The organism is Hoskinsella mucinilytica (assembly GCF_045223415.1).
In the GTDB taxonomy this organism is placed as follows: domain Bacteria; phylum Bacillota_I; class Bacilli_A; order Erysipelotrichales; family Erysipelotrichaceae; genus Hoskinsella; species Hoskinsella mucinilytica.
In genome coordinates, this window is the sequence record NZ_JBEQZJ010000036.1 from 1 (window position 1) to 16,254 (window position 16,254).

Consider the following 16,254-nt stretch of genomic DNA (forward strand, 5'->3'; position numbering starts at 1 on the left):
TCACCTAGGAATTCTCTTTTTTTCACTTATTTTAATACAGCACCCTCGTCTGCACTGGCAACCATTCTAGAATAACGGTATAACCATCCTTCTTTGATCTTTGGTTCCGGTTTGACCCATGCTTCCATACGTGCATCAAATTCAGCCTCATCAATCAAAACATTGATCTTTCCTTCATTGATATCAATGGCAATTTGATCGCCTTCTTTCAGAATGGCAATCGGACCATGACTTGCGGCTTCCGGAGATACATGTCCGATTGCAGCACCTCTAGTTGCACCAGAGAAACGTCCATCGGTAATCAATGCGACATCCTTATCTAGCTTCATACCAGCAAGTGCACTGGTTGGATTTAACATTTCTCTCATACCAGGTCCGCCTTTAGGCCCTTCATAACGAATGACAACGACATCACCTTTCACGATCTTGCCCGCATAAATTGCCTCAATGGCATCTTCTTCACTGTCAAATACACGAGCAGGTCCTGTATGCACCATCATCTTCGGATCGACTGCACTACGTTTAACAACACAACCCTTTGGTGCGATATTTCCATAAAGGATCGCAATTCCACCGGTAGCACTATTAGGATGTTCAATATCTTTGATGATATTGTTATCTAAATTCACGGCATTGGCAATGTTTTCTTTTACCGTCTTTCCGGTAACTGTCATTAAATCAACATCAATCAGATGCTTCTTTGATAACTCCATCATGACCGCCTGAACTCCACCAGCATGATAAAGATCTACGATATGATCCGGTCCTGCTGGCGCAAGTTTACATAAATTCGGTGTACATTTTGAAACCTCATTGATCAGATCCAGATCTAATTCAACATGAGCTTCTTTTGCAATCGCCAATAAATGTAATACCGTATTAGAAGAACATCCAAGAGCCATATCACAAGCCAATCCATTACGAAGTGATTTCGCATTGACGATATCTCTTGGTTTGATATCTTTGTTTACCATTTCCATGACTGCCATACCGGCCTTCTTCGCCAATTGTGTACGTGCTGAGTATACTGCCGGAATCGTACCATTTCCAGGCAAAGCGATTCCCAGTACCTCACATAAACAGTTCATAGAATTTGCGGTAAACATACCAGAACAAGAACCACATCCAGGGCATGCATTTTGCTCGATATGAGTTAATTCTTCCTCATCGATCATTCCTGCTTTTTTTGCACCTACTGCTTCAAACATTGTTGATAAACTCATTGCTTTACCACGATCATTTCCTGGAAGCATAGCGCCTCCGCTCATTACGACCGCAGGTACATTGACACGCAATGCACCCATTAACATACCGGGAACGATCTTATCACAGTTAGGAACGAGCACCAATCCATCAAATCCATGTGCACGTGCCATTGTTTCTACACTATCTGCGATCAATTCACGACTTGCCAAGGAATACTTCATTCCGATATGACCCATCGCAATACCATCACAAACGCCAATGCTTGGTACCATGATCGGTGTACCACCGGCCATACGGATTCCTGCTTTTACTGCTTCTGTGATCTTATCCAGATGCAAATGCCCGGGAACGATTTCAGAATAAGCACTAACTACACCAATGATTGGGCGTTCTAGTTCTTCTTTCGTTAATCCAAGGGCGTAGAACAAGGAGCGCTGCGGTGCGCAAGCGTCTCCCTTGATTACTGAATCACTTGGTCTACCCATAGTTTCACTTCCTTATTTTTTCAGCCAGCTCATCATTTTACGTAACTGAGCCCCAACTTTTTCACTCTGGTGTTCAGCATGAACTCTACGCATTGCCAAGAAGTGTGCACGACCTGCTGATTTATTTTCGGTAATCCAATTACCTGCAAAAGTACCATCCTGAATTTCAGTTAATACTTTCTTCATTTCTTTTCTAGTTTCTTCTGTAATCAAACGTTTTCCTGTTACATAATCACCATATTCTGCTGTATCGGAAATAGAATAACGCATCATTGCAAATCCGCCACTATTGATCAAATCAACGATCAGCTTCATTTCATGGATACATTCAAAATAAGCCATTTCAGGAGCATAACCTGCTTCAACCAAAGTATCAAAACCTGCCTGCATCAATTCACATACACCACCGCATAATACTGCCTGCTCACCGAATAAGTCAGTTTCTGTTTCTTCTTTGAATGTAGTTTCAATGATACCTGCACGACCTGCACCGATACCACAAGCATAAGCCAATGCATAATCACGTGCTTTACCACTTTCATCTTGATGAATAGCAATCAATGATGGAACACCACGCCCCTCTAAGTATTGAGAACGAACAGTGTGTCCAGGTCCCTTAGGAGCACACATCACAACATCGACACCTTTAGGTGCAACGATCTGATTGAAATGAATAGCGAAACCATGTGCAAACATCAATACATTTCCTTCTTCTAGATTTGGTTCGATATCCTGTTTGAAGATGTCCGGTTGATTCTGATCTGGTGTTAGAATCATAACGAAATCACCAGCTTTTGCTGCTTCTGCAGTATCCATGACACACAATCCTGCGGCTTCAGCCTTAGCACGACTTGCACTTCCTGCACGTAAACCTACGACAACATTCACACCACTGTCTTTTAAGTTTTGAGCATGTGCATGTCCTTGACTTCCATAACCGATGATTGCTACTGTTTTGCCTTTCAACAAGTCTAAATTACAATCTGAATCATAATACATTTTAACCATTTTCTTTTCCTCCTGATAGTTCTCTTATCTTTTTTTATTTTATTGAAACACGAATGTGTTTAATAAACCGTTTCTTTGGTCAGGGCCAATGCGGCTCCGCCAGTCCTACACACCTCTTGAATGTGATACTCTCGCAACTCTTCGACAAACACATTGATGGTTGCAGGTGTTGCTGTCAATTCTACGATGCAACATCCTTCTTCTATAATCTGTTTTCTTGCGCCAAAATCTTCTAAAACTCCATCAAGTGCTTCTAGCTGATTTTTATTAGGTTTTAGTTTGATCAAAGCTACTTCTCGGATAAACTGTTGTTCATCCGGTATCAACGATACGATCTTCACATCCTCCAACTTATCCAGTTGTAAACGAATCTGAGTGATGATGTTTTCATCACCATGTGTTGCGATCGTCACTCTTGAATAATCATCGTTTTCTGTTTCCCCAACTGCAAGAGAATCAATATTAAACCCTCTTTGTCCAAACATATTGGTAATTCTTGTCAAGACACCGAAATGATTTGCGACCAATAGGGATAAAATCACTTTATTCATCCTTACACCCCTTTCTAATTGCCATATAGAATGATATCCTCTCCACTTTTTCCAGGTGGAATGATAGGATATACACAATCATCTTTATCGATCATACAATCGACAATACAAGGCACCTTGCTACTGATGGCTTCTTTCATCACCTTTTCAATTTCATGACGGTTATGAATACGTAAGCCCTTTGCACCAAAGGCTTGAGCAAGCTTCACATAATCGGTTTTTCGATCAATGGAAGTATTAGAATAACGATGTTCATAAAATAAAGATTGCCATTGTCTTACCATACCAAGTACGGTATTATTGAAGATCAATACCACGATCGGAATATTTTCACTTACTGCAACTGCCATTTCATTCATGTTCATATGAAAGCTTCCATCTCCGCTAACCAAAACCACCGGTCGATTAGGATTTGCTGTTTTTGCTCCGATGGCTGCTCCCATCCCAAATCCCATTGTACCAAGTCCGCAAGAAGAAATAAAGCTTCTCGGCCTAGAAAATTGATAATATTGAGCCATGATCATCTGATGTTGACCTACATCTGTCACAATGATAGCATCCTCTCCAACGATATGATGAAGGGTAAGAGCCAGATCTCTTGGATCAACACCATCGCCAGGTTTCGCTGTTGGTAAGCCTACCTTTGTCTTAAAATCTTTTAATGTATTGGTCCATTCCGTGTGCTTGGTTTCCGGAATACGCTGAATCATTTGTTTTAGGATATATTTTGCATCTCCTACAATGGAGATATCTGTCATTACATTTTTTGATATTTCAGATGCATCGATATCGAAGTGAATGATTTTCGCATTTTTACCGAATTCATCACGATTTCCTGCCACTCGATCAGAGAATCTAGCTCCGATAGCAATGATCAAATCTGTATTTAAGGTCGCATAATTACTTACCGGTGTTCCATGCATTCCGATCATACCCAAATATAAATCATAATCATATGGTACTGCGGACAATCCCATCATAGAACAACTCACCGGAATATCCATATGCTTAGAGAATTGTAATAGCTCCTTAGTTGCATTGCTGCTTAATACACCACCACCTGCATAGATCATTGGACGTTTCGCCTTACGAATCTCTTCCATGGCATTTTCAAACACAACATCGTCAACCTTAGGAAGTTTACGGATACGGAAACGAGGAAGTTTCACATAATCGGTGATAGCAGCAGTGACATCTTTTGGAATATCAATCAATACAGGACCTTTTCTACCTGAATTGGCAATCACAAATGCCTTTCTGACCACAGCCGCAAGATCTTCTACATCCTGAACAATAAAATTATGTTTTGTAATCGGCATCGTGATACCTGTAATATTCACCTCTTGGAAAGAATCTCTTCCTAATAGATCATTACTGACATTTCCGGTAATTGCCACGACCGGGATAGAATCCATATATGCTGTCGCAATCCCTGTAACCAAGTTGGTTGCCCCAGGTCCCGAAGTCGCTAAACATACACCGGTTTTTCCCGTTGAACGTGCATATCCATCTGCAGCATGTGCCGCACCTTGTTCATGACTAGTCACGATATGACGGATATCTTCACTTCTTTCATATAAAGCATCATATATATTTAATACTGATCCACCAGGATAACCGAAAATCGTATCCACGCCCTGATCGATCAATGCTTGAATCAGTATTTGCGAGCCATTCATTTTCATAATGCTACCTCCTTACTCCATCGTAATTTCATAACCCTTTTTCCTTAATGATTTGATCAACGCTTCTCCATGTTCTTTACTTCTGACCTCAACTGCCAGATGTAAAATTGTTTCGTTTAAATTAAGATCTGCTTGAATTCGGTCATATTGAATTTGTATGATATTGGCATTTGCTGTTGTAATCAAATGAGTCAAGTGTTCCAATGCTCCTGGAACATCTAACATCAACACTTTGAATTTTATATTTCTTCCTCGTGTCACAAGCCCTTTTTCTACAACCTTGTGAATAAAGCTCACATCGATATTACCACCGGAAAGAACACAAACCACACGTTTTCCTTTACAATCGATCTTACCAGCCAACACTGCCGCAAGACTTGCTGCACCAGATGGTTCTACCACTTGTTTTTCTCGTTCTAGAAGTAATAGAATGGTAGAAGCGATTTCATTATCACTTACCGTTACCATATTATCTACATTCTGATTGATCAGATCCACGGTAACCTTACCCGGTTGATTTACAGCAATTCCATCCGCAATCGTATTGACATGATCGGTAGTGGTATATGCTTTGTTATGGTAGGATTGCACGATGGCACTAGCTCCCTCTGCTTGCACACCTACTACTTTAATTCTCGGATTGATATGCTTTGCATAATAACTGATTCCTGCAAGCAATCCACCACCGCCTGCTGGAACAACGATCATATCGACATTTGGTAGATCATGACAAATTTCATAGGCAATCGTTCCCTGTCCTGCTATGACATCTTCATCATCAAATGGATGAATAAAGGTCGCATTTTTTTCTTTTTGAAGCTTTAATGCTTCTTGATAACATTCATCATAACAATCTCCAGCCAATACGACATCTGCTCCATAGCCTTGTGTTGCACTGACTTTCGCAATCGGTGTACTTTTCGGCATTACGATGGTCGCATGCATTCCTAAGATACTACTGGCATAACTGACACCTTGTGCATGATTTCCAGCACTGCTGGCAATGACCTCACTTGTTTTTCCCTCTTCCTTCAATTTCGCCAATTTATTAAATGCTCCACGAACTTTGAAAGAACCTGTCTTTTGACGGTTTTCACATTTTAGATACAGCTGACATCCACTCATTTGTGAGAATGTCGCTGAACTAGTTACCTTAACGTTATGGATATTCCCGGCAAGTCGCTCTGCCGCTTTCTCGATATCTTTACAATCCATATACTCCTCCTTGACCTCAACTCTTATAAAAAAGCAGCCACGCAATGGATAGCTGCTTTTCTTTCTTTACTCACATCCTTGTGCCTAAACAAAAATGATCTGTTGTGAACCTAGCGAATAGGTTATCGGAAAGAAAAACAGATTGACGTAGGACTATGAGAATAATAATGACAATTAAACTATAGATCACTTGCATCTGCTCCACTTCCTTTCACGTGTTGATGTCTATAAGGATAAAACTTTTTCATGATTTTGTCAATGCTTTTTACAATTATTTTCATTTAAATTGTAAACAAAGTTTCATTTTTCATGAAAACCATAACATTTCATGAAACAACCCTTTTCATTGTTTCGTCCCTAAGGTATAATAGACCTAAATGGAAAGGAGACATTTCTATGTATAAAGAATGTTCTAAATTAATACTTTTTCGTGATTTGGGAAAAGATAGCATCTTGTATCAGCTATCCGATATCTTTCACGATTTTGATATGGAGGCTGATAGTGAAACACATTTGATCGAACGCATCTATGAACAGATCAAGGCTTTGTTGGATCTATCTACCAGCTATGGTTTTGATGATAATTTATGGCATAACTACTTAACCTTTTTATTATTGATGAATGAGAATAGTTTCACGCTCGTTAGTGAAAAACAAGGCGCAATGGATGGTAGCGTCAATCACTTTGCGCTGAATGATTGTAACGTATTCAAAGCTTTGTTCGATTATGATTTCAGTAAGATCGAGGAAGCACTTGATATCGATTGTTTCACGACCATCAATAACTATCATGCAATTACCAAAAAAGAACGCATGTACAACAAGAATGTGAGTGATATGGTCAAACGGATCTCAAAACAAATCGAACAGGCAAAAGACGGCAAAGAACTGTTTTCTATCATTACTGATTTTTATGCCCAATATGGGGTTGGTATGTTTGGATTAAACAAAGCTTTTCGTATTCGCTCTACAACAGATGGTGTTTCGTTTTTACCAATCAATAATATGGAAAATGTAGTGTTACAAGATCTTGTTGGTTATGAGATCCAAAAACGAATGTTGGTGGATAATACCAAAGCATTTGTAGAAGGAAAACCCGCAAACAATGTCCTTTTATATGGTGATAGCGGAACTGGTAAATCCACAAGTATCAAAGCAATCGTAAATGAATTCTACAAAGATGGACTACGAATGATCGAAATCTATAAGCATCAATTCAAAGATCTTTCCAATATCATTGCGCAAATCAAAAATCGTAATTATCGGTTTATTATTTATATGGATGATCTTTCCTTTGAAGAATTTGAAATTGAATATAAGTTTTTAAAAGCCGTCATTGAAGGTGGTGTCGAAACAAAACCGGATAATGTTTTGATTTACGCTACAAGCAATCGTCGTCATTTAGTTAAGGAAACATGGAAGGATCGTGATGATATGAGCGATGATGGATTACATCATTCTGATACCATGCAGGAAAAACTTAGTCTTGTTGCTCGATTCGGTTTAAGTATTTGTTATGAAAAACCAAATCAAAAGAATTACTTCCATATCGTATGTGAATTGGCTAAGAAACATCCGGAATTAACCTTAAGTGAAGAGGAATTAATTGCCGAAGCAAGAAAATGGGAGCTCAGCCATGGTGGTATGACAGGACGTGCTGCCCAACAGTTGATCAATCATCTATTAGGAACAATATAAGAAAAGGGTGAAATACATTTTCAGTATTTCACCCTTTTCTTGTTACTCACCACCAGGTCCATCTTTACGTTCTCTGGTATCCGGATAATATTTCAAATTTTGGTTGGACCATTGATTATTCCCGGCTGTTTTCTTGTTTTCTTTCTCATATTCTTTTTGATTCGTTTCTTTCTTCATAGTATCACCTGATCTTAGGTTGGCTATCTTTTTGATTATTTATTCCTTCTATTTGCAAAGTACCTTCAAATCTTCTCGTTCATAGGCATGACTTCCTTGCTTTTGTTTCTTATCCTTCCAACAAAGGATGGCATCCTGCAATGACTTTCCTTGATTATCCGCAAAAAAGTCACGAATATAGGTATTATATTCAAACTGTTGATCGATCGTTGTCTTCTTTTCCTTTTTCTCCTTTATTAGTTGCGGATAGACAGCGACAGCATCACGATAGGTTTTTCCTTCATTTGCTTTCAACCATTTTTGAAAAGGTACATAAAAACGAAATCCTTTTCCTAAATGTTGTATAAAAAAAGCTCTTTTTTTCTCTGAACAGGAAATGGGTAATGTAATGATAGAATCCAGTGTGATATCCTCATCATTTGCTTTCGGTTGTTTCTTTTTGAGGGATATCTTTTCACCCGTTTCTAAATAATGGGCAATGATTTCTTTTAATTCCAATTTGCTTCCATTACTTTGAAGTCCATGTCTTTTACAAAAAGCCTGAAGTTCTTCCTTTTTTATATAGGTATCTAAAAATTCTTGTTTCTTCATTTGATCAATGTTCATGTTCTACCTCATTTATTTCTATCTATTTTGGCATAAGCTACGCCAAAGCATAGACCTACACTGATACCGATTGCGATTTGATGCAAAAGGATACCAAAACAAACACCTAAGCTTAATCCAAGGCCCAGTCCAATGCTTAATCGATTTTCTTCCTGCTTTTTTTTCTTTTCTTCTTCTTCCTTGTGGTGATCTTGTTGCATACGCTCAACTCCTTATTGTCTTCATTATACAGGAAGAAAGGAAAAAAGGACATGATTTTTTCTCATGTCCTGATTTTTAATGGTTCATTGTTATAAAGATCTTACTATGCTTCTAACTCATTCATAGATATCGTTGTGAAATTCAAGGATTCCAAAACCTTTAGGATTGCATTTGCGGTATCAAAGGATGTAAAACAGCTAATGTTATTTTCCGCAGATACACGACGGATCAAAAAGCCATCTTTGGTAACCTCTTTTTCATTTGACATCGTATTGATCACATAGTTGACTTTCCCTTTTCGAATGATGTCTAACACGTTATCTTGATCATCTTCGCTGATCTTCTTAACCACCTTGACAAAGATACCATGTTGATTTAAAAAGCTTGCGGTTCCTGCTGTTGCTAAGATTCCATAGCCGATATCAGAGAATCGCTTAGCAATCTGTAAGCCTTCTTCTTTATCTTCATCCGCAATGGTCATTAACACATTCCCATGATTCGGTATCTTGACGCCACTTGCCAACAATGCCTTATATAGAGCTTTTTCCAATGTAACATCACCACCAAGTGCTTCTCCTGTAGATTTCATTTCAGGTCCAAGCACGGTATCAACGCTTCTAAGTTTCGCAAAGGAGAAGACCGGTGCCTTTACAAACACACGATTTCCTTCTTCCTTAACCTTATCATTGCCATATCCTTGTTGTTGTAGGCTTTGACCAAGAACACATTGTGTTGCGACATGACTCATAGGAACCCCTGTGATCTTGCTTAAAAATGGTACCGTACGTGAACTTCTCGGATTTACTTCTAAGACATAGACCTTTTCTTCTTTATCTACGATAAACTGAATATTATACAATCCGATAAAGTGGAAGCCTTTTCCTATACGAATGCCATAGTCAATGATGGTATCTTTTACCTTTTGACTTATGCTTTGGGCAGGATATACACTAATGGAATCTCCCGAGTGAATTCCGGCACGTTCAATATGTTCCATCACACCCGGAATAAAGACATGTTCACCATCACAGATAGCATCGATTTCCAATTCCTTACCGACAACATATTTATCTACTAAAATCGGTGCGTCATGGCTGATTTCTTTTACTGCCGTAGCCATATAGATCTTTAAATCATCGTCATTGTTCACGATTTCCATAGCTCTTCCACCAAGTACATAGCTTGGACGAACTAGGACCGGATAGCCGATCTTATTGGCAATGATCAATGCTTCTTCTACCGTTACCGCTGTTTCACCGGTTGGTTGAGGAATATCCAATTGATGTAACATTGCTTCAAATTTATGTCGATCTTCTGCCTCATCGATACTTTCCAATGAGGTTCCTAATATCGTCACTCCTCGTTCAACCAGCTTATCGGCCAAGTTGATAGCAGTTTGTCCACCGAATTGTACGATGACACCAAGAGGTCGTTCTAGGTCGATGATATGCATGACATCTTCGATCGTCAATGGTTCGAAATATAGCTTGTCACTGATAGAGAAATCCGTAGAAACCGTCTCCGGATTGTTATTGATAACGATAGCTTCATACCCAGCTTCCCTTAGTGTCATGACACAATGAACGGTCGCATAGTCAAATTCGACACCTTGTCCGATACGAATCGGTCCACTACCTAATACGATAATTTTTTTACGATCGGTACGAATCGATTCATTTTCATCCTCGTAGGTTGAATAAAAGTAAGGGGTAGCACTTTCAAATTCTGCAGCACATGTATCTACCATCTTATAAACCGGTACGATATGGTGCTCTTTTCTTAACTCATAAACTTCTTGTTCTTTCATTTCCCACATACGGGCGATATAGCTATCCGCAAATCCGTTTTTCTTGATCAAGGAAAGAACTTCAATATCTTTAGGTCTTGCTTTCATTTCCTTTTCTAACGCAATGATATGGACAAATTTCTCTAGGAACCAATCATCGATCTGCGTAATCTCGTGAATGCTTTCAAGATTTTCTCCACGACGCATCAACTCTGCGATACCAAACATGCGTAAATCATCTTTCACATGGATTTTATTCCATAGCTCTTGTGTCGTACAAGTCGCAAGCTCTTTATGATCGATATGATCACATTTCATTTCTAAAGAACGCACTGCCTTTAAAAAGCTTTCTTCAAAGGTACGCCCAATGGACATGACCTCACCTGTTGCTTTCATCTGTGTTCCCAAACGACGATCTGCATGTGGAAATTTATCAAATGGGAATCGAGCTAATTTGGTTACGATATAATCTAATGCCGGTTCAAAACAAGCATAACTGGTATTGGTGATCGGATTGATGATCTCATCCAACGTCAACCCTACCGCAATTTTTGCGGCAAGCTTTGCGATCGGATAGCCAGTTGCTTTAGATGCCAACGCACTGGATCTGGAAACTCTAGGATTTACCTCAATGATGTAGTATCGAAAAGAATTCGGATCAAGAGCCAATTGCACATTACAGCCACCGCAGATCTTTAAAGCACGTATGATTTTCAAGCTGGCATTTCGAAGCATTTGATGTTCACGATCGCTTAAGGTCTGAACCGGTGCTACTACCATGGAATCTCCTGTATGAATACCTACCGGATCGATATTTTCCATGTTACATACAACGATTGCATTATCATTGTAATCACGCATAACTTCATATTCGATTTCCTTGAATCCGGCAATGCTTTTTTCAATCAAGCATTGGTGGACCGGTGACAACTTTAATCCATTTTCCGCAATGATGCGTAGCTCTGCCTCATCATCCGCAAAGCCTCCCCCGGTACCTCCAAGGGTATAAGCGGGACGAACCACCACTGGGTAACCGATCTTAGCGGCAAATGCAATGGCAGCCTCTACACTATGAACGATATCACTTTCCGGTACCGGCTCATGAATCTCATACATTAAATCACGGAACAGCTCACGATCCTCTGCCTTATTGATGGCAGTTAAGTCTGTACCCAAAATCTCAACATCATATTCTTCTAATATTCCGGAATTGGCTAATTCCACGACCAGATTTAATCCTGTTTGTCCTCCAAGACTTCCAAGAATCGCATCCGGACGTTCTTTGTATATGATACGACTGGCGAAATCCAGTGTAAGCGGCTCGATATAAACTCGATCGGCAATCGCCGTATCGGTCATAATGGTCGCAGGATTGGAATTAATCAAAATGACCTCATAGCCTTCCTCACGAAGTGATTGACATGCCTGAGATCCCGCATAATCAAATTCTGCCGCCTGTCCAATGACGATCGGACCTGAACCGATCACTAGGATCTTGTGAATATCTGTACGTTTTGGCATATTAGTTACGCTCCTTTTCCATCAGTTTCATAAAGTCGTCAAATAAATAATTGGCATCTTCAGGACCCGGACTTGCTTCAGGATGGTATTGTACACTGAAAACAGGATAACGTTTATGTTTGACACCTTCTACGCTTTTATCATTCAACGCACGGTGGGTCATTTCCAGCTCTGTATGTACAAGACTTTCCTCTTCTACCGCAAAGCCATGATTCTGTGAAGTGATCTCTACCTTACCGCTAGATAGCTGAATCACAGGGTGATTACAACCACGATGTCCAAATTTAAGCTTAATGGTATTTGCCCCACATGCCAAAGAAATCAACTGATGTCCCAAACATATACCAAACATCGGAACTTTTCCCATGAGTTTTCGTATTTCTTCGATCGGCTGTGTCATATCTTTAGGATCACCCGGCCCATTGCTTAGCATCACTCCATCTGGATGCAAGGATAATATCTCTTTAGCACTTGTATCATATGGAACCACGATCAAATCGCAGTTTCTTTTTGATAGCTCACGAATGATACCATGCTTTGCGCCAAAGTCCATTAATACAACTTTTTTACCACGATTGGGAATCGGGAAAGGCTTTTGTGTAGATACTCGTTTTACTTGATCATGAAGAAAATCCGTACGTTTCAATAAAGCAACCATTTCTTCCTTATCTTCGATTCGATCTGCCATGATGGCACGCATCGTACCCATCGTTCTGATCTTTCGTGTAATCGCACGAGTATCGACACCGTAAATACCCGGTATATGTTTCAGTTTCAAAAATTCATCCAAACTCATATCGCCACGGAAGTTGCTTGGTTTATCACAGGCTTCCTTTACTACAAAACCGAACACGGCAGGACTTAGACTTTCAAAGTCATCACGATTGATGCCATAATTACCGATCAGTGGGTAGGTCATCATAACGATCTGTCCACAATAAGACAAATCACTCAAAACCTCTTGATATCCACTCATCCCTGTATTGAATACAAGCTCACCAACCTGATAATCATCGGATCCAAATGCTATCCCTGTATAACAGCTGCCATCTTCTAGTATCAAATATCTTTTTTTCATAAACGGATGCAACCTCCTTATCGTACTAACTGCTTTTATGTTTATTTATTCATCCAAGATTCATCTTTTGGATCTTGTTTCCAAGCTTTTAGCTTTTCCAGATCACTTTCTTCGATGTCATTGTTTTTCAAAGCAACATCAATCAATACATCATAATTGCTCAATGTAGAGTATGGTACCTCTAATGCTTCAAAACAAGCATCGGCTGCCGGTAATAGGTAGGTAAAGATTGCGACAACACCAATGACGTTCGCACCTGCTTCACGTAAAGAATCTACAACATCCTTTACACTTCCGCCTGTAGAAATCAAATCTTCCACAACAACTACTTTTTGACCCGGTTCCACCTTACCTTCGATTTTATTTCCTTTACCATGTGTCTTATTACTACTTCTTACATAGCCGAATGGTTTCTCTAATTTATCCGCAACCATCGCACCCCAAGGAATCCCTGCAGTCGATGTACCGATGATAACATCGGCATCTGCGTAATTGGCTTTGATTTCTTCCACGAAACCTTCAACAACGATGCTTCTTTTTTCAGGGAAGCTCAATACTAGACGATTATCACAATAAATCGGACTTTTGATTCCGCTTGCCCATGTAAATGGATTGGTTGGCTGTAAGGATACAGCTTTGATAGAAAGCAGATTTTCTGCTACACTTGTTGCTACGCTCATTATTTTCCCTCCATGATTGCTTCAATTTCTTGATATGTTTTAAATGGATCTTCACTCTTGGTGATTGATCTTCCTACAACGATATAATCGCATCCTTCTTCTTTCGCAAAAGCAGGTGTTGCGACACGTTTTTGATCATCTTTTGAATCACTCGCAAGACGAATGCCCGGTGTAACAGTAAGGAATTGATCTCCACATGCTTCATGAATGGCACGTGCTTCATGAACAGAGCATACCACACCATCCAAACCGCTTTGTTTTGCGGTCTTTGCATAAGAAATGACAACATCTTGTACTTCACCTGGAATCAACAATTCCTCATTCATTGCTTCTTTGCTTGTACTTGTTAATTGTGTTACCGCAATACACAATGGACGTTTCCCATTGATTGCGCCTTCCTTTAGGCCTTCCATGGCTGCCTTCATCATGGCACTTCCTCCTGCAGCATGTAAATTGACGATATCAACATCTAACTTAGCAAGATTCTTCATACCATTTTTCACCGTATTAGGAATATCATGTAATTTTAGATCCAAGAAGATCTTGTGGCCTCTTGCCTTGATTTCTTTGATCATTTCAAAACCGAAGGCATAGGTTAATTCCATCCCGACCTTTACATAAATAGGTTCATGAAATTTGTCTAAAAAGCTGATAACCTCTTCTTTGGTAGAAAAGTCCAGCGCTACAATTGTTTTGCTCATCTTATCGATAACTCCTTCCGATTGCATCTTTGATATTTTTGATGCCATATGTTTCTAATACTTTTGGCAGTTCTTCAATGATCTTCACACAACAATATGGATCAACAAAGTTCTGCATACCAACTTCAACTGCACTCGCACCTGCATATAAGAATTCTAATACATCTTGTGCACAGGTAATACCACCAACGCCGATGATCGGGATATTGACTGCTTGTGCAACCTGATAAATCATACGAATTGCCACAGGTTTAATGGCCGGTCCACTTAATCCTCCTGTTACATTGGCAAGAATTGGCTTCCCGCTTTTTAAATCAATGCGCATGCCCATTAAGGTATTGATCATTACAATACCATCTGCACCGGCTTCTTCTACTGCTTTGGCAATTTCTACGATATCAGTAACATTGGGAGAAAGCTTAACATATACCGGCTTGGTTGCCGCCTCTTTGGCCATGCGTGTCATTTTTGCGGCCAACTCAGGCTTTGTACCTAAACCGATGCCTCCATGTTTGACGTTAGGACAGCTGATGTTTAGCTCATATACCTTAACGACATCATTCTGATTTAACTTTTGAATGACTTCAATATAATCCTCTTCACAGGCACCTGCGATATTGGCAATGATTTCCGTATCAAACTGCGCCAACCAAGGCAACTCTTTTTCCATGATCACATCTACACCCGGATTTTGAAGTCCGATGGCATTTAACATCCCACTCGGTGTTTCCGCTACTCGTGGTGTAGGATTACCGAATCGAATTTGCGGAGTTGCACTTTTGATGGCGATCCCACCTAATCTTGATAGATCATACAGTTCAGCAAATTCTCTACCGAATCCAAAGCATCCGCTTGCCGGAATGATCGGATTTTTCAAATGTAATCCAGGTAGTTCTATTGACAGATCCATTAATATTCCACCTTTCCGATTGGGAAAACAGGTCCTTCTTTACAAATACGATGATACATGGTTTCCTCTTTCTTATCTTTGGCTACACAAGCCATACAAGCTCCCATACCGCAAGCCATACGACTTTCAAAGCTCATATAGCCCTTCGTATAAGCTGCTTCAACTGCCTTCAGCATAGGAATCGGACCGCAACTATAAGTGAAATCACAAGTGATTCCTTTATCATGGATCGCATCCATCACGGTACCCTTCACCCCACAACTTCCATCCATCGTTGCGATAGTGACACTTGCGCCCAAACGTTGGAATTCATTGACATAGAACACACTGTCTGCATCATTGAATCCTAATACGACATCTACCTTTTTATCAAGCGCACGATATTGTTTTGCCAACTCATATAATGGTGGAACACCTACACCACCTCCGATCAGAAGAACTTCATCAAGTTCTTCATGGATCGGATAACTACTACCTAATGGTCCAAAGACATCTAGCATCGTTCTACAGCTTGTTTCACTTAGCTTCTTGGTACCATCACCAACCACCTTATAGATGATGACAAATTCATTTTTATTCTCAATACTACAAATACTGATTGGTCTTCTCAGCATATAGCCTTCTATTTTGATATTCACAAACTGCCCGGGCTTCATGGTCTTGGCCATGTTACCTTGGATCACCATACGATAGGTATCCTTGGCAATGCGATCATTGCGTAAGATCAAACAAGTTTCTACCTGCAT

General features: G+C 39.8%; 15 protein-coding genes. 1 reads left to right on the forward strand and 14 read right to left on the reverse strand.

Going from position 1 to position 16,254, the window contains the following annotated elements:
* Positions 1 to 26: 26 nt before the first annotated feature.
* Genes ilvD through ilvA form a run of 5 tightly spaced genes read right to left on the reverse strand, consistent with a single transcriptional unit; the run spans position 27 to position 6,150 of the window.
* The gene (ilvD, locus tag UGRO018_RS13010; RefSeq protein WP_416326925.1) at positions 27 to 1,691 is read right to left on the reverse strand and encodes a dihydroxy-acid dehydratase; all 1,665 of its coding nucleotides are present in this window, start codon (positions 1,689 to 1,691) and stop codon (positions 27 to 29) included.
* Between the two features lie 12 nt (positions 1,692 to 1,703).
* A complete protein-coding gene (gene ilvC / locus UGRO018_RS13015) occupies positions 1,704 to 2,699 on the reverse strand; it encodes a ketol-acid reductoisomerase (protein WP_416326926.1) in 996 nt (331 codons plus the stop codon).
* A 59-nt stretch (positions 2,700 to 2,758) separates the two neighbouring features.
* Positions 2,759 to 3,250: an acetolactate synthase small subunit gene (ilvN, locus tag UGRO018_RS13020; RefSeq protein WP_416326927.1), complete on the reverse strand. Its 492-nt coding sequence runs from the start codon at positions 3,248 to 3,250 to the stop codon at positions 2,759 to 2,761.
* A gap of 14 nt (positions 3,251 to 3,264) precedes the next feature.
* Positions 3,265 to 4,935 (reverse strand): biosynthetic-type acetolactate synthase large subunit, encoded by a 1,671-nt coding sequence (ilvB, locus tag UGRO018_RS13025; RefSeq protein ID WP_416326928.1) that lies wholly within the window; start codon positions 4,933 to 4,935, stop codon positions 3,265 to 3,267.
* Between the two features lie 12 nt (positions 4,936 to 4,947).
* A complete protein-coding gene (ilvA, locus tag UGRO018_RS13030; protein ID WP_416326929.1) occupies positions 4,948 to 6,150 on the reverse strand; it encodes a threonine ammonia-lyase in 1,203 nt (400 codons plus the stop codon).
* Positions 6,151 to 6,546: 396 nt separating this feature from the next.
* Here ilvA and UGRO018_RS13035 point away from each other — a divergent pair, with 396 nt between their 5' ends.
* Positions 6,547 to 7,848: an ATP-binding protein gene (locus tag UGRO018_RS13035; protein ID WP_416326930.1), complete on the forward strand. Its 1,302-nt coding sequence runs from the start codon at positions 6,547 to 6,549 to the stop codon at positions 7,846 to 7,848.
* A 42-nt stretch (positions 7,849 to 7,890) separates the two neighbouring features.
* Here the strand turns inward: UGRO018_RS13035 and UGRO018_RS13040 are convergent, their stop codons facing one another.
* The 9 genes from UGRO018_RS13040 to UGRO018_RS13080 all read right to left on the reverse strand — a co-directional run bounded on the left by UGRO018_RS13040 (position 7,891) and on the right by UGRO018_RS13080 (position 16,254).
* On the reverse strand, positions 7,891 to 8,025 hold the full coding sequence (locus UGRO018_RS13040) for a hypothetical protein (RefSeq protein WP_416326931.1): 135 nt from the start codon (positions 8,023 to 8,025) through the stop codon (positions 7,891 to 7,893).
* A gap of 48 nt (positions 8,026 to 8,073) precedes the next feature.
* A complete protein-coding gene (locus tag UGRO018_RS13045) occupies positions 8,074 to 8,631 on the reverse strand; it encodes a DUF6434 domain-containing protein (RefSeq protein ID WP_416326932.1) in 558 nt (185 codons plus the stop codon).
* A gap of 8 nt (positions 8,632 to 8,639) precedes the next feature.
* On the reverse strand, positions 8,640 to 8,831 hold the full coding sequence (locus UGRO018_RS13050) for a hypothetical protein (protein ID WP_416326933.1): 192 nt from the start codon (positions 8,829 to 8,831) through the stop codon (positions 8,640 to 8,642).
* 104 nt (positions 8,832 to 8,935) lie between these two features.
* Positions 8,936 to 12,139 (reverse strand): carbamoyl-phosphate synthase large subunit, encoded by a 3,204-nt coding sequence (gene carB / locus UGRO018_RS13055; RefSeq protein WP_416326934.1) that lies wholly within the window; start codon positions 12,137 to 12,139, stop codon positions 8,936 to 8,938.
* A 1-nt stretch (position 12,140) separates the two neighbouring features.
* Positions 12,141 to 13,217: a carbamoyl phosphate synthase small subunit gene (locus tag UGRO018_RS13060; protein WP_416326935.1), complete on the reverse strand. Its 1,077-nt coding sequence runs from the start codon at positions 13,215 to 13,217 to the stop codon at positions 12,141 to 12,143.
* A gap of 41 nt (positions 13,218 to 13,258) precedes the next feature.
* On the reverse strand, positions 13,259 to 13,897 hold the full coding sequence (gene pyrE / locus UGRO018_RS13065; protein WP_416326936.1) for an orotate phosphoribosyltransferase: 639 nt from the start codon (positions 13,895 to 13,897) through the stop codon (positions 13,259 to 13,261).
* Positions 13,897 to 14,598, reverse strand: a complete 702-nt coding sequence (gene pyrF, locus UGRO018_RS13070) for an orotidine-5'-phosphate decarboxylase (protein WP_416326937.1) — start codon at positions 14,596 to 14,598, stop codon at positions 13,897 to 13,899. Before pyrF ends, pyrE begins: the two co-directional genes overlap by 1 nt.
* A gap of 1 nt (position 14,599) precedes the next feature.
* Positions 14,600 to 15,508 carry a dihydroorotate dehydrogenase gene (locus UGRO018_RS13075; protein WP_416326938.1) on the reverse strand — a complete coding sequence of 303 codons (909 nt, stop codon included), beginning with the start codon at positions 15,506 to 15,508 and terminating at the stop codon, positions 14,600 to 14,602.
* Positions 15,508 to 16,254, reverse strand: coding sequence for a dihydroorotate dehydrogenase electron transfer subunit (locus UGRO018_RS13080; RefSeq protein ID WP_416326939.1), 747 nt, complete (start codon positions 16,252 to 16,254; stop codon positions 15,508 to 15,510). The genes UGRO018_RS13075 and UGRO018_RS13080 overlap by 1 nt, the downstream gene beginning before the upstream one ends.

What these genes read in the sequence shown, in the direction of transcription:
- ilvD (WP_416326925.1), bottom strand. Translation starts at nt 1,691, where the DNA reads ATGGGTAGACCAAGTGATTCAGTAATCAAGGGAGACGCTTGCGCACCG.
- ilvC (WP_416326926.1), bottom strand. Translation starts at nt 2,699, where the DNA reads ATGGTTAAAATGTATTATGATTCAGATTGTAATTTAGACTTGTTGAAA.
- ilvN (WP_416326927.1), bottom strand. Translation starts at nt 3,250, where the DNA reads ATGAATAAAGTGATTTTATCCCTATTGGTCGCAAATCATTTCGGTGTC.
- ilvB (WP_416326928.1), bottom strand. Translation starts at nt 4,935, where the DNA reads ATGAAAATGAATGGCTCGCAAATACTGATTCAAGCATTGATCGATCAG.
- ilvA (WP_416326929.1), bottom strand. Translation starts at nt 6,150, where the DNA reads ATGGATTGTAAAGATATCGAGAAAGCGGCAGAGCGACTTGCCGGGAAT.
- UGRO018_RS13035 (WP_416326930.1), top strand. Translation starts at nt 6,547, where the DNA reads ATGTATAAAGAATGTTCTAAATTAATACTTTTTCGTGATTTGGGAAAA.
- UGRO018_RS13040 (WP_416326931.1), bottom strand. Translation starts at nt 8,025, where the DNA reads ATGAAGAAAGAAACGAATCAAAAAGAATATGAGAAAGAAAACAAGAAA.
- UGRO018_RS13045 (WP_416326932.1), bottom strand. Translation starts at nt 8,631, where the DNA reads ATGAACATTGATCAAATGAAGAAACAAGAATTTTTAGATACCTATATA.
- UGRO018_RS13050 (WP_416326933.1), bottom strand. Translation starts at nt 8,831, where the DNA reads ATGCAACAAGATCACCACAAGGAAGAAGAAGAAAAGAAAAAAAAGCAG.
- carB (WP_416326934.1), bottom strand. Translation starts at nt 12,139, where the DNA reads ATGCCAAAACGTACAGATATTCACAAGATCCTAGTGATCGGTTCAGGT.
- UGRO018_RS13060 (WP_416326935.1), bottom strand. Translation starts at nt 13,217, where the DNA reads ATGAAAAAAAGATATTTGATACTAGAAGATGGCAGCTGTTATACAGGG.
- pyrE (WP_416326936.1), bottom strand. Translation starts at nt 13,897, where the DNA reads ATGAGCGTAGCAACAAGTGTAGCAGAAAATCTGCTTTCTATCAAAGCT.
- pyrF (WP_416326937.1), bottom strand. Translation starts at nt 14,598, where the DNA reads ATGAGCAAAACAATTGTAGCGCTGGACTTTTCTACCAAAGAAGAGGTT.
- UGRO018_RS13075 (WP_416326938.1), bottom strand. Translation starts at nt 15,508, where the DNA reads ATGGATCTGTCAATAGAACTACCTGGATTACATTTGAAAAATCCGATC.
- UGRO018_RS13080 (WP_416326939.1), bottom strand. Translation starts at nt 16,254, where the DNA reads ATGCAGGTAGAAACTTGTTTGATCTTACGCAATGATCGCATTGCCAAG.